This window comes from uncultured Sphingobacterium sp., assembly GCF_964277905.1.
GTDB classification, from domain to species: Bacteria; Bacteroidota; Bacteroidia; order Sphingobacteriales; family Sphingobacteriaceae; genus Sphingobacterium; species Sphingobacterium siyangense.
In genome coordinates this window covers 129,295-143,092 of the sequence record NZ_CAXYKD010000048.1, presented here as the reverse complement: position 1 = coordinate 143,092, position 13,798 = coordinate 129,295, and the positions used below count along the sequence as shown (strand labels likewise).

The 13,798-nt window shown below is 43.8% G+C and carries 11 protein-coding genes; 1 reads left to right on the top strand and 10 read right to left on the bottom strand.

Translation table 11 applies throughout. The annotated features are described in order from the left end of the window. From ACHWSC_RS22300 to ACHWSC_RS22270, 7 genes are read right to left on the bottom strand one after another with little or no spacing between them, the layout of a single operon-like run. Positions 1 to 972 (bottom strand): Gfo/Idh/MocA family protein, encoded by a 972-nt coding sequence (locus ACHWSC_RS22300; protein WP_394678230.1) that lies wholly within the window; start codon positions 970 to 972, stop codon positions 1 to 3. Beyond that, positions 965 to 2,176 carry a M20 family metallopeptidase gene (locus ACHWSC_RS22295; protein ID WP_075991904.1) on the bottom strand — a complete coding sequence of 404 codons (1,212 nt, stop codon included), beginning with the start codon at positions 2,174 to 2,176 and terminating at the stop codon, positions 965 to 967. Before ACHWSC_RS22295 ends, ACHWSC_RS22300 begins: the two co-directional genes overlap by 8 nt. A 40-nt stretch (positions 2,177 to 2,216) precedes the next feature. Further along, positions 2,217 to 3,782 (bottom strand): SLC5 family protein, encoded by a 1,566-nt coding sequence (locus ACHWSC_RS22290; RefSeq protein ID WP_182984211.1) that lies wholly within the window; start codon positions 3,780 to 3,782, stop codon positions 2,217 to 2,219. Beyond that, entirely contained in the window at positions 3,763 to 5,154 is a 1,392-nt protein-coding gene (locus ACHWSC_RS22285) for a hypothetical protein (protein WP_394678229.1), read from the bottom strand. The genes ACHWSC_RS22290 and ACHWSC_RS22285 overlap by 20 nt, the downstream gene beginning before the upstream one ends. 3 nt (positions 5,155 to 5,157) lie before the next feature. Then, complete coding sequence (locus tag ACHWSC_RS22280) at positions 5,158 to 5,925, bottom strand: SDR family NAD(P)-dependent oxidoreductase (RefSeq protein WP_394678228.1); 768 nt, start codon at positions 5,923 to 5,925, stop codon at positions 5,158 to 5,160. A 16-nt stretch (positions 5,926 to 5,941) separates the two neighbouring features. Then, a complete protein-coding gene (dgoD, locus tag ACHWSC_RS22275) occupies positions 5,942 to 7,120 on the bottom strand; it encodes a galactonate dehydratase (protein WP_088160977.1) in 1,179 nt (392 codons plus the stop codon). Positions 7,121 to 7,129: 9 nt separating this feature from the next. Continuing rightward, positions 7,130 to 8,452: an aspartate aminotransferase family protein gene (locus tag ACHWSC_RS22270; protein WP_394678227.1), complete on the bottom strand. Its 1,323-nt coding sequence runs from the start codon at positions 8,450 to 8,452 to the stop codon at positions 7,130 to 7,132. A gap of 160 nt (positions 8,453 to 8,612) precedes the next feature. Between ACHWSC_RS22270 and ACHWSC_RS22265 the strand changes: the two genes are divergently transcribed. After that, positions 8,613 to 9,410: an SMP-30/gluconolactonase/LRE family protein gene (locus tag ACHWSC_RS22265; RefSeq protein WP_394678226.1), complete on the top strand. Its 798-nt coding sequence runs from the start codon at positions 8,613 to 8,615 to the stop codon at positions 9,408 to 9,410. 32 nt (positions 9,411 to 9,442) lie between these two features. Here ACHWSC_RS22265 and ACHWSC_RS22260 read toward each other — a convergent pair whose 3' ends face one another. From ACHWSC_RS22260 to ACHWSC_RS22250, 3 genes are read right to left on the bottom strand one after another with little or no spacing between them, the layout of a single operon-like run. Beyond that, positions 9,443 to 10,102 (bottom strand): GntR family transcriptional regulator, encoded by a 660-nt coding sequence (locus ACHWSC_RS22260; RefSeq protein ID WP_294349129.1) that lies wholly within the window; start codon positions 10,100 to 10,102, stop codon positions 9,443 to 9,445. 45 nt (positions 10,103 to 10,147) lie between these two features. Continuing rightward, entirely contained in the window at positions 10,148 to 12,796 is a 2,649-nt protein-coding gene (locus tag ACHWSC_RS22255; RefSeq protein ID WP_394678225.1) for a hypothetical protein, read from the bottom strand. A 4-nt stretch (positions 12,797 to 12,800) separates the two neighbouring features. Next, a complete protein-coding gene (locus ACHWSC_RS22250; RefSeq protein WP_394678224.1) occupies positions 12,801 to 13,793 on the bottom strand; it encodes a DUF4466 family protein in 993 nt (330 codons plus the stop codon). Positions 13,794 to 13,798 lie beyond the last annotated feature (5 nt).

The window sequence follows — 13,798 nt, the reverse complement described above, 5'->3', positions numbered from 1 at the left end:
CTATTTTTGAAGTTGAACAACATTTCCGCCATTTAATTTACTTTCTTCGGCTGCATCTATAAATGCGCATATTGCCAGGGTTTCCTTTTCGTCAACCGGACTTACACCCGTTTCGAAAAACGGAAGGATCTTATCCAACAATGGGCCGTATCCCATAAATTGTCCCAAATGGACAATCTGATCCTTCAAAAAAACCGTTCCTCCAAAATCATCCTTTCCCTCGCGAATACCCCGAAGTGAGGCAATTCTTCCATCCGCCCACTCCCCAACATAAAACGAGGTACCCTCTTCCTGAATAGTCTTTACTGAGCGGCATCCCGGTCCCATCAATGCAAATAACATTTCGACCCCATGGATGCCATACCAATACAGATCCTTATGTGAAGGTTCCGTTACTGCCGGACAATAGACATCTGCACCTATTACCTTAGTCCTATCTAATTCCTGAAGACCGGTAATATAACGCAAGGAGCTTGATGAAAAAACAGGACAACCATAGCTTTTTGCTGATTGAAAAATTTGGAAAGCGTCCTTATAGGAATTCGCTATTGGTTTATCGATAAATAAAGGTTTTTTAGCTTTGATTACTTGAAGTGCCTGCTCCAGATGAAGATTTCCATCATTAGTCTCCAAAAACACATAGTCCACTTTTTTCAATAGCTCGGCAATACTTGATACAATCGAAACACCGAGCTGCTGCACTTCCGCTGTAATTTTCGGAATACGCTCGATACTTAAGGGGATTGTTTTGCTTCCATAGGGATAAGCCGCAACAACCTTAAATTTTCCGTAGGGATGATTGTTAGCAGCCGTATTAATCGCTCTTGTAAAAGCAACAGCGTGTGTAATGTCTAACCCTATAATCCCTATCTTTTTTACGTTATCATGCTCTGAGAACACCTTATTATTCGCATTAACGGCATAGGATAATCCAAATGCAAAGGAGGACATCAAGAATTTTTTTCTATTCATTTGATTCATTCAAAAGAGAAATAGCTGCATTGACTAAAACAGCGATTGATGTTTCGAAAGCCTTTTCATCCAGATTGAATTGTGGATTATGAAGACCATATTGTGTGGCAGAATCGTCATTATTTGTGCCTATCAACATAAACAAGGCAGGATAACGATAAGAATAATAAGCAAAATCCTCGGCTGCCATCCAGATTTCGAGATCTTGTGGCACACTATTCCCCATCGTCTCTGCAATAATTGTTTTGACTTTTTGCGTTAACGCGGGATCATTATAAAGCGCGGGATAACCATGCCGGACTTCAACTTCTACCTTTGCACCAAGCGATACAGGAAGCGTTGCCGCTATTTCAGCAACCATTTCCAGCGCCTCCTTGCGCCATACCTCATCCATTGTACGAAATGTTCCGGCTAATTTAACTTCCTCGGGAATAACATTGGCAGCACCATCTCCAATAAAACGACCAAAGGTCAATACAGATGGTACATCAGGGTTGGCTTTCCGACTGACAACTTGCTGTAAGGTGGTGAGTAACTGCGCGCCGATCATAATGGGATCAACAGCCCGATGTGGCTCCGCAGCATGGCCACCACGTCCCTTAATGGTGAAATAGAACTCGTCGCTCGAAGCCATAAATCGCCCGGAACGTAAACCGACTTTTCCTACAGAAACACGGGGACTTACATGTAAACCCAGCACAGCTTTAATCGTTCCACCGAAAGATTCCAGAATCCCAGATTCCAAAACCTGAATCGCTCCGCCAGGAATCTTTTCCTCAGCAGGCTGAAATAGCAAAACAATTTTACCGGAAAACTCCGTTTTATAATCATTTAATATAGATGCTGCCCCCAATAGATTAGCCGTATGAAAATCATGGCCACAAGCATGCATGACACCACTATTCTTCGATTTATATCCCACATCATTTTGCTCGTCTATCGGTAAAGCATCAATATCTGCCCGTAATACCACAATATCATCACTTGCCGATTTTTGACCGGTCAGCACAGCCACAACTCCTGTTTGAGCGACAATCTCAAATGGTATACCCAATTCCCCGAGTTGTTGCTGAATATAGGCACTTGTCTCGTATTCTTGGAAAGACAATTCAGGATGCTGATGGATATGTCGGCGTATTGCAACGATTTTCGGAAAAATGTTCTCTATCTTGGTATTTAATTCTTTCAGTATTGGCTCGATCATCTGGATAAGTTTTAAAAGTTTAACACTTCAACAAGTTAAGCTAAAAATAACGTACATAAAAATAGAGCACCAACACCGTTATAATTATCCACCATAGGGTCGGATTTCGAAATCCACGGTAAGCGGCTTTATCCTGATCCGGCACCTGAAAAGAATCGCCCGTCAACACAAGATTTTTTAACCTTGCTTCTGAGACCGCAGGTGTCAACAAACTGACTACTGCGCAAGCAATCATACAAGTCCAGAATACAATACCTGTTCTATTAAAAAAAGGCATTTCAGGTAAGGTGTATTCCAAAAGTAAAGAAAGGGGAATTGTCAGTAAACCTGCTGTCAAAGCACCCTGCGATGTGGTTCTTTTCCAAAAAACCCCCATTAAAAACATCGTTGCAATGCCTGGTGTAAAAAGACCGTATAGATTCATCAAATAAAGGAAAACTGGTTTATCCGAATAACTGATCAGTACAACCGCACTCATGATTCCGAGCACGATAATAGCGACTCCGGCGCGCTTACCAAAACGGACTGCTTCGTAGTCACTTGCATTTTTATTAATATACTGGCTATAGATATCGACGGTCAGAATCGTTGTACAGGAATTGATCGCTCCTGAAATATGGGACATGATGGCCGAAATTAACCCTGCCATCACCAAACCAACCAAACCTTTGGGCAATAAGGTTTCCACGAGTGTCGCAAATAGCAAATCGGGCTGATCGAGATGCGGTAGGAATTTTGGAGCCACCAATGCCGGAATAGTAATAATCAAGGGAACCAAAAATTTAAGATAGTCACCAAAGATGACACCCATGCGCCCATGCCATTCATTTTTTGCCGCCAATACGCGCTGCACAATAAATTGGTTCGTAGCACAATAAAACACGCTGATACACAACAGTCCACCTAAATACATGGTCCAGGGAAAGTCAGGATCAGATGCGGGATAAAACATTTTCCAATCCTTGGAGGATTCTACCACAGACTGAAAACCTCCTGCCGCATCAATGGTGGCAAAAGTTAATACTATTCCGCCCAGCACCAAAATGACAAGCTGTACCATCTCCGTCCATATCACCGCTTTTAAACCGCCTAAAACGGTATATAAACCGGTCAAAATTGCCATTCCAAAAATACTGTATAAAATAGGAATGCCGAATAAAGCGTGCAGCGACAGACCGCCCAAATAAAGAACAGCTCCAATCTCCACAAAAACATAGGTAAACAGGATCAAAATAGCGTAAAGCACGCGGGTAGCGTTGCCGTATCTTTTTTCAAGGTATTCAGGAATCGTATAGAAACCGTTGCGGATATAAAAAGGGAGAAATATCCATAATAATGCATTAAAACCGATTAGAATCGCTCCCCATTCCAGGGTGATCGCGACAAAACCGCGACTATAAGCAGCCCCCATAGCACCAACGAGATGATGGCTGCTGATATTTGCGGCAATGATACTTCCGCCAATCATCCACCAGGGCAGCTTATCACCCGCAAGAAAATAATCCCGCTTCGAGGCGGAGTTTTTTTTCGAAGCGTATAAGCCCAATACCACTATACCAATAATATATACGGCAAAAATAACGACATCAATCCAATCGAGTTTCATCGGTCAATAATGTTTGAATTCCTAATTTAGTTTGTTCAATAAGTATTTCAAGACCGCCGCTGGCATAGGGGCTTTGCCACACAGCATAAATATCCTTATCATAAAGCTCCTTCGGTGCGAGATACCCCACATAGCCATTCGCGATATTGATAAAAACGATCGTATGATCTGGAAATTGGGCTCTCACTTCGATTTGATAACAGGAATAGGCTTCATTGGCCTGCGCCACCAACACAGCATCTCCCATTTTCCAGATCCACACCGGAATAATAGCTTCCTGTTGATCTCCAATGGATTTACGGGTATTATATTTCCGCCAAAGGCGATCTTTCATAACACGATCCGTACAGCGTTCGTATTCACTCAAAATTGCTTCGGGACTAGGCAGCTTTTTGTAAGGCACTTTGACGGATAATACCCTTTGCTTAAGATCGATTGGAGCAGTCTGTTCCCGAAATCCCCAACAGGCCAGTGGAGCCCCGGAAATCAAGGATTCCTTAAAAACCCAGTTTTTATGACCATGCTGTTCCTGTGCCAGCGTTGCGAGAACAGCATAACCCAACTGCTTTCCGTTGGCTTCGACCAGTGCTGGATCCTTTACATATTGTCTCCGTGGAGCTAAATCACCTGACGCGCCCTGTAAAAAAAGACAAGGCACGGATAAGGAGCGCTCTACTGTATTTCGCATTTCGCCCACAAAATCGGGTGAGAGCAAATCGTTCTCGTGAGCAAAGCTAGTTGGGTGGCAGGCATAATTACAAATAACCGCTTTTAAACTTTCAGTTTCATCATACAGCCGTCCGACCAACAAGGTTGTATCTGCTTCTTTCAATGGATTGTAACCAATCAGATAATGAGAATCCACTTCCAGATCGCGGTTGCTGGCCAAATCACATACACCATAGTTCCAGGTTAGACTCCCCTTAAATAAACCACTTTGTGCCATTTCAACACAAGATATCGCCTGTTGTTTGAGGAATTCAAGGTACGGCAAAATCAGTTCACCTCCAGGTTGCGCTGCATCTGTCGAACAGATGCTAGGCCCCGCATGGGTATGCGATAGCGCAAAAATCAGCTGCGATTCAGCTAGATTAAAATGACTGAGCAATGCTAATCGCAAATTCTGTTCATCAGCTGCATTTTTCCACCAGCCTAAATCAGCGGTTAGCAGAATTGCAGGCAAGCCATCGCAGGATTGCATATATAGACAATGCATCATCAAAGGCTGATGAACAGCCGTTGCCTGGTCAAATGCAGCCGCCCCCCAATTACGGGAATAGATGCCGATCGGTGGAGTAATATCACATTGGCTAAGTCCAAATCGTCCGTACAAACTACCCGTCGTTTCTTTCAAGAGGTCTTTCTGTTTCATACGTTAAGGTCTAATCAAAGACAGTCCACCATCCATCACAATTGCGGTACCAGTCATATGTTTACAATTGTCCGAACAGATCCATAGCACCTGTTTAGCAACCTCTTCGGCTTCTATAATCTGGCCAAGTGGCACCACAGCCTTTGCTTTCATTTGAAGTTCGGCGTTTGATGACCAGACCACTTTGCTCAACCCGGCATTGACATAGCCTGGTGCAATTTCGTTGACACGAATTCCGTACGCCGCATATTCAAGAGCCATGGCCTGGCAAAGCATACGCAGGCCCGCCTTAGAGACACTATAGGTCGGTAAATTTTGATGTACAGCATGTGCAGCCCAGCTACCCATAAAAATGATCGAGCCCGCAAGCTCAGTCTCCACAAATGACTTCGCACAGGCATTCGCCAGGAAGAATGAACCGTCGAGATTAACGGCCATTTCATTCTTCCATTCTTCGTTGCTTAACGTGCTGAAATCTTTAATAGTGACACATGCGGCATTCGCGATACAGATGGATATTGCGCCCAACTCCTGCCTTATGCGTTGTACCCAGGCGTCAACCTGCCTGGCGTCTGCAACATCGACCTGATCATAAAACAAACGTGCTCCAGCATCATCCAACAAGGGCCACCGCGCTCTCGCCACCTGTGGTTCAAACCGATCCGAGATGCATACAATTGCCTGCTGGGTCAAAAATGCTTCAGCCATAGCCCTTCCGATATCACCAAGTCCCCCACTGATCAATACGACTTTATTCTTATATTCCTCCATTATCGCTATTTTTAGACTACCAATCCCCTACACTACCGTCTTTATAGAAGGTTCGCTGCAATATTTCCTGTTGAAAAGGATGCTTCTTTACCTCTTCTTCATTGATTTCAATACCCAAACCGGCGCGCTTATTCGGCAGAACAATCCGCCCTTTCTCTTGAACTGTAAACCCTTCGGTAACCACGTCCTGGCGCCATTCAACGTCCTTATGCACACTTTCGCAAATAATATAGGATGGTGTTGCAAATCCCAGCTCAATGGAGGCGGCCGTACTCACAGGTCCCTGAGGGTTATGTGGCGCCATAGATACACGGTAAGCATCAGCCAAAGCTGCGATCTTACGCGCTTCAGAGAGACCGCCACAATGGGTAATGTCAGGTTGAATCACACTCACTGCCCGCTTCTCGAGCATATCCCGAAATGCATGCACTCCGATCAAACGTTCGCCTGAAGCAATAGGTGTCGTCACCGCCCGTTGAATCAAGGCAATATCTTCCATGGACTCTGGCCAACATGGCTCTTCAAAGAAATATAGGCCATAAGGCTCCAATGCTTTCGCAAATTGCATCCCCATCCGTGGGCTTGGCCGTGCATGGCAATCCACCATAATATCAATATCGTCGCCGACAGCGTCACGCATGGCCTTCACGCAAGCTTCAGCATATTTAATTGGACGAAGACCTTCCAACGACATTGTCTCTGGAACAGCCATCGATTTAAAAGCGGTAAAACCCTCATCAACAGCTTTTAGCGCAAGATCACCAAATCGTTTGGCATCATCCGGAGCAGTCTCATAAAAATCTTCCATGCGACCTCCACCTAAATGACAATACAAACGGATATAATCACGCACACGGCCTCCCCACAACTCGTGACAAGGGACATTGTGAATTTTACCTAGAATATCCCATAAGGCGATGTCGATACCACTGATGGCCGTGCCACGAACGATCCCGTTTCCATGCCAGAAATGTTGTCTATACATCATCTGCCACAGGTATTCAATACGACGCGGATCTTCACCGATCAACAATTGAGAAATATCTTTGATTGCTCCGACCACACTTTGCGTATGCCATTCCAAGGTGGCTTCGCCCCAGCCCCAAAGTCCGGGCTGATCGGTAATAATTTTGACAAAAATCCAATTTCGCATGCGCGCATGGCACACAAAGGTTTCAATAGCGGTTATTTTCATAGTTAGGGTTTACAAACTTTTTATTACGCGTTCAGTTGCTTCTAAAGTCCGATCAATATCATCCTCCGTATGCGCAAAGGAGATACTTCCTTGTTTAATTGGTGCCGGGAAATTGAAAATCCCTTCTTTAATAAGCTTTTTACGATATTGGGTATCCAGTTCAAAGTTGTGGTTATCCAAAATATCATGAAAATTGACTGGCGCATGGTCCATAAAATATGTACAGAAGGCAGATCCTTGACGTGCGACATAAAATGGTACGCCTAATTTAGGAAATATTTCGTTATATCCTTGTTCCAAACGCACACCAAGTGCTTCTACGTGCTCATAAACTCGATGCTCCGAGCTGCCTAATTTTTTCAATGTTGCAATTGCCGCGGCAGTCGTTAAAGGAAAAGCATTAAAAGTACCGGCAATCATCACCCGCTTCGACTTATCAGGATCTACAAAGTAATCCATGTATTTTTTCTTTCCTGCAATAACACCCAATGGGTAGCCGTTTGCAACCGCCTTTCCGAAAGTTGAAAGATCCGGCTGAATACCACAAATCGACTGATAGCCCCCCAGCGCATGTCTAAATCCAGTTTTCACTTCATCAAAGATCAACAGAAACCCATGCTCGTCCGCCATCTCGCGTAAGCCTTCCAGGTAACCTTCCTTTGGCTTTACAATACCGATATTCTGAAGAATAGGCTCCAACAAAATACAGGCAACATCATATTTTTGAACCACATACAGCACACTTTCCAAATCGTTGTAGTTGACAATGTGTACTAAATCGCTGTGATTTTTGGGAACGCCAGCACTTAATGAATCGAATGGATATTCTCCCGGACTTTGATATGAGCCAACATCTGCACGTTGACTGATCACATTGCAGGCCACATCGTTATGCCAGCCATTGTAGCCCCCCTGCATAACAATCACATGATCACGCCCTGTTACCGCACGGGCAATACGGATCGCATGGTAAGTCGCTTCCGACCCTGTAGTTGTAATCTGAACGCTCTCCACCGAAGGAACAGACTGACAAAAAAGCTCCGCAAACTCACCTTCCAGTAACGTGGGCCCAGCCCCCATCAATACCTGCTGCTCCTGCAATGTCTGTAATACTGCGGCGTTCACATCAGGATCATTATGCCCCAGAAAGGATGCTGCAAATCCAGCCTGATAATCGATGTAGCTGTTCCCATCAATATCTTCGACCAAACTACCATTCCCTTTGACGAAGCAGATATTCGGATCTGACTTCCGATTTAACGATACCACTCCACCAGGTATCCATCTTGCATTCTCCCGCAGTATCGCGGCTGATTTTTCATTTTCTTGCATGCCTATTAAAAGTTTTGCTATTTGTTATTGTTATAATTGGACGATCACCACCACACATGTTGCAGTCATCAATAATTTGTATTTAAATACACCTTATTTTATGTATACCAAATTACAATATTTTTGTATACATTTAAAATAAATTTTAAAATTTTTAAAAATGAATATTCTCATTGAAGGACTTCTTTTTCCAGAAGGCCCTGCTTTCGACCGGGAGGGTGGCCTATGGCTTGTGGAGAAAGAAGCAGGAAACTTGGTCTATTACAAAGACAATCAGTATAGCAGAATAGCTGTGAATGGACATCCCAACGGAATTGCAATCGATAAAAACGGCATAATATGGTTTTGCGATTCACAACAAAACAGCATCCGTTGCTATGATCCCTTCGACAAAACCACGACGACAATAGTCAGGGAAATCGCAGGAAAGCCATTAAAAATGCCCAACGACTTATGTTTTGATACCGAAGGGAACCTCCTATTCTCCTGCCCGGGAAATGACCTCGAAGATGGCACAGGCTACATCTGCTGTCTACATAAACATGGTGCGCTTACGAAGATCCACACAGGCCTTTTTTACCCAAACGGATTGGCCTTTGCAGCAGACAACTGCACGCTTTTTGTCGCTGAAACAGGCACAAAATGGATTTGGAAAATGCACTGGAACAGCTTGACACAACAGGTAGAAAACATCAAAAAATTCATAGAAACAGGCGGTAGTATCGGTCCGGACGGCATAGCTCTCACGCAGGACAATTATCTTTTTTCAGCGATTTATGGATCGCAACATATCCTATGCATTGATACCAAAAACAAGACGACCGAGAAAATACCCACGCCGGGGAAGAATCCAACAAATTGTGCTTTAGACCCAAAAGGCATTCAGGGACTTATGATTACAGAAGCTGAAAAAGGGCAATTGTTGCAGTGGGACAACACAAAAAAGGGTCTATTGTAAACAATAGACCCACTATAAAAATCCAAAAAATATTAAACCAGTTCCAAGGCTTCTTGCTCGCCCCGATCCAGATGATGAACCAAAGTGGTATAAGCTTTATTCCAGTCATCCGCTTTCAGCGCATCAACAATAGCGCGATGCTCCTTCTCCGTATCCAGGTAATCTTCCATCTGCCCCATAATAGCGCCAAGCTTCATATGGAATAAGGGGATGTTACTATTCTTGTAAATAGCAATCAACCTTGAATTGCAGGTTCCCTCAATAATCCGCTCATGAAAACGAACATCCGCCTCGCAAGCACCACCATAATAACCTTTACTGACCATGTCAGAAAAATCGTTGCAGATCAGTTCCAAATCTTCGATAAGCTCTTTACTTTTCTTTGAAAACAGAATCTTTAATGCACCTATCTCCAACAGCTCACGCAGCTCACGAATATCCTTCACATCTTCGACCGTCATTTTCTTCACAAAACAGCCACCTTTTTCACCAAACTCAACCAGACTCTCCCCTGCTAAACGCATAAAAGCCTCACGAACAGCAACTCTACTCACCGCCATCTTATCCGCCCAAGCACTTTCCACCAATCTTGCCCCGCCAGCCAGCTGACTGGACAAAATTTTCTTACGTACTTCTAAATAAACTTTATAGGCAAGCGAATCCTCTTTCATATTGTATACAATTTTATGCAAAAATAAGAATACAAAATCATTAAAAAAATTTAAACAATGTATTCTTTAATTAATCTTTCCCTCTTGGGCTCCATACTGTCTTCCCGGCGACAAATAAATAGTTTCGGCTTTAGATTTCCAACTGGTGGTATGATTTCCTTTCAGGACATTTATATTAAAGCTACTATTTTTTAATGAACTTTTCATATTCCAGAAACCATCTTTCAAACCGACCACAACAACTTCATACTGTTGATCTCCCGGCACCACAAATTCAATGGGCTCATCAAGATATTGATTTGGTTTGGCCACCACCAGTAAACGATCAGCCACTCTTATGAGGTAATAATTCGCTTTTTCCTCCGAATACACCGGTAGTTTTGAAGAGCCACTCTCCGTCATCTGAAAAACCGAAGCGTAACTGGCCTGATCACTTTCCTGCTTGGGTGAAACCATAATCCGTGTTCCCCTAGCTTCTGGCCATGGAGACTTGACCTGATAAAGATCACCAAAAACAAAAGCAGTTGAATCACCCGAATATAACTTCACCGCACACTCTTTTAACTGTGGCTTCAGCAAATCAACATAAGTAGAACCGGCTGCGTTTTTAAATTTACTGGTCAACACAAAACCTGTTTCACTTCGTACAGGCTTTTCAAGCGTATTGATCTGCCAATAGGGTTCGAATTTCTTATCATTGGTCTTAAGCTCATCCAATAAGACAATGACAGCCGGCACATCCTTTCTTTTCAAATTCAAGAACAGGAAACTTTTTGCATAGGATTTCACTTTAGCCGTATATGCCGCCGTTAAATCCATATTGAAATAGCTATAGCTCGGCTGAATGGGATCGTTACCAAATGCGGATGCCCTGATCTCTCCCGTATGGTACCAGGAATCATTTAACACCTCGTCAACCGTACGCGGAAAACGCTGACTAAACCGAGTCCCCCCATCATTTGTTTTGGTCCTGAATAAAAGCGGTTCCGCAGGATCACGCACCAACAGCATGCTGTGCGCAACCGAACGCTTATTAAAGTTAAAATCATAAGGGGAACCATACGAAAGATACAAACCAAGATCACCAACCTGAATACCATGATGATAAATCTGCAGTGCACCTGCATCGGCATGCTGATGATTGCCAAAATGATAACCGCCCCCCTTAATCTCTGCAACCACATCGGAACTTCCGTTCTCTTCGCTCCAGCCTGTCCGGGCAACCATCGACCCTAAAATAGGTCCAAAATCTTTCGTCAACGGCATTTTCTCACGGTCAAAATCAGGCTTCAATTTTGGATCATCCAAGAGGAGAAACAAGATCGGATTATCGGGCAAACCGCCCTGCTTGACAAACTCAGCCTTAATTACCGGATTGCCTGAATAGGCATAACAAAGCAGCATGGTCTGTGGATTTTTCCAATAAAAATCAGCACTGCTGTTATACTTTACATTGAACATATCGCCGTCGCGTAACATTTTTCCGTCAGGCGTGCGCATATATAGCCAATAATAGGGCATATTCTTAATATTATCATCAAAAACCGGATAACCGAGCATGCGATAATATAACCAGGCTCCATGCATTTCCCACCCAAAACGATAGCCACCGTAATCAACACCTTGATTATGGCGCGGAGACTGATACTCAAACTTGCGCATGGGTACCAACTCTTCCAAAATAGAATACGAAGTATACTTGTAAGGTACCGGATCCTCGTCATATAAAGCAATACTCATTGCCAGCAGATCGCGCGACACCTGTGCCTCATTCCCATGCCCATTGATAATACTTTCGATACCAAAAAAGGGAGGCCAGCCAATTTCCATATCTTGCGCCAGACGCATCATATTTTTATGCAGACTGGTCTTAACGTGCACATCCAATAATGCGTAGCACCAGTCATACACCAGTGCACCCGTGTAAATTGCACGTCCCAACTCGCGTGTAATATCACCATAGGAAACATTCCCGAACTCCAACATCGTCAAGTATTGATCGGCCAGCCTGACCGCTTCCCTGCCTATTTTTTCGTCACCGGACATGAGGTAATAAAACGCTTTTGATTCAATAGCGCGCTCGAGCTTTTCATCGTAAAACATTTCCTTATTCGGATCAAAAATAAATTGAACAGGTTGTTGCGCAAGTGTTTTCACCTTCCCCCAAGCTTCGAGATGCTCCGCTTCTTCCAACCGCCCCTTAACGACCGGCAATGATTCTTTGTTAACCCATAGTCTCGGGTGACCTGCAGGAGGAACAATCTTTGGTTTATAATTTTCTGCTGCTGCTGGCGCAACCGGAGGCACAAAGGCATTGATCGAAACAGCTTTAATCTTAAAATAAGCTGGCAATTGCATGCCGACCATCTGCTTCCCTTTCTCAAAATAAAATTTACCAAGATCTTGCTTCGCACCTTTAAAGCTGTCAAATACGATCCGTTTGGTCGATCGTGCAGCGCGAACATCAATCATCGCATACAGCGTCATCATACCTGTTTTATCTGCCGCCTTAATTTTATCCAAATCGGTAACCTCACCTTCAGAAACCAAGGTATAGACACCGGCCGCCGGAACATCCACCTGCACCTGCAGGCGCTGTCCATTTCCCTTTATCGAAGTAACCTTTGCCTGCTGCCCATAGGACGTTCCAAGGATCGCCATAAAAGCGATCCCCAGCATAGTACCTTTAACTTTTAGCCATATCCTTACACCCATATCTTTATTTTACTTGCAACCTTTTTACACTGATCTTCATTTCTTTTGTCGTATTATTTACGCTATTGACAAATACATAAGCATTGTATTTACCGTCAGCCGTTTGCAGCCATATTCCTGATTCAGCTTTTAAATTAATGGCAAAATCTGGCGCATCTTCGAACGATTTATCTTTCAAATCCACATCGTCCACAAATACACTGTATTGCAATCGTGCCAATTGTTGATCGCGCACCGTCCAAGCCTTCACGATCTTTGTTTTATTTGTCAACCCCACAGGTAAGGTGAAGCTCGGCAAATAACTGGCATCCGTCGTGGGAGCAACCAAAGAATGTGCATAAGTCACCGTTGGCAATGCCCGGTACAAATAGACCAAATCAATCTTATCCGGGTTTGCTGCCGCTTCGGTAGCAGTATACCATTTTAGGTCGGCCACAGAAAAAAAGCAGGCCGCGCCATCTTTCCCGATCAAGTCCAAAGCCATATCCATATTACGAATCGCATAAGCTTCGGTCTTCAAGGCAATTTCCTGCCCATTACTGGACCTCGCCCTGAACGTAAAAGTGACCGATTTACCTTTTGCTGCTGCCGGTATTTTGTAGCTATAACGCAGCGTTGAAGCGGAGGTATCTTTTGTAAATTTCACCTCCATGTTATTCCCATTTACTGTAGCAGGGTCGCCAACAACAACACCTATATCTGCCCCCGTACTACTGGTGTAGTACGATTTGTTTTCAAGTACAGTACCCTCATCACCCGCAATACTGGCTTCTACAGAAATTGATGCAAGTTTCCCCTGATCTGGCAAAATCGCCGCAGCATAAGCAAAGTCTATGGTAGCCCCAACCACATTTGGCCCTAAAGAGCGCTTAATAATATCGTTTTGCAAACCATCTTTTGCTGTTGGAATTTCATAAGCTTCTTCTTTACAAGAACCTAACAACAAGAGCCCAAATCCGATGGACAACAGCCCTATTTTTAAATAATTTGTTTTCATCAGCT

Coding starts and splice junctions, on each gene's coding strand:
- ACHWSC_RS22280 (WP_394678228.1), bottom strand. CDS start 5,925: ATGGAGGAATATAAGAATAAAGTCGTATTGATCAGTGGGGGACTTGGT.
- ACHWSC_RS22290 (WP_182984211.1), bottom strand. CDS start 3,782: ATGAAACTCGATTGGATTGATGTCGTTATTTTTGCCGTATATATTATT.
- ACHWSC_RS22270 (WP_394678227.1), bottom strand. CDS start 8,452: ATGCAAGAAAATGAAAAATCAGCCGCGATACTGCGGGAGAATGCAAGA.
- ACHWSC_RS22255 (WP_394678225.1), bottom strand. CDS start 12,796: ATGGGTGTAAGGATATGGCTAAAAGTTAAAGGTACTATGCTGGGGATC.
- ACHWSC_RS22300 (WP_394678230.1), bottom strand. CDS start 972: ATGAATAGAAAAAAATTCTTGATGTCCTCCTTTGCATTTGGATTATCC.
- dgoD (WP_088160977.1), bottom strand. CDS start 7,120: ATGAAAATAACCGCTATTGAAACCTTTGTGTGCCATGCGCGCATGCGA.
- ACHWSC_RS22295 (WP_075991904.1), bottom strand. CDS start 2,176: ATGATCGAGCCAATACTGAAAGAATTAAATACCAAGATAGAGAACATT.
- ACHWSC_RS22250 (WP_394678224.1), bottom strand. CDS start 13,793: ATGAAAACAAATTATTTAAAAATAGGGCTGTTGTCCATCGGATTTGGG.
- ACHWSC_RS22285 (WP_394678229.1), bottom strand. CDS start 5,154: ATGAAACAGAAAGACCTCTTGAAAGAAACGACGGGTAGTTTGTACGGA.
- ACHWSC_RS22265 (WP_394678226.1), top strand. CDS start 8,613: ATGAATATTCTCATTGAAGGACTTCTTTTTCCAGAAGGCCCTGCTTTC.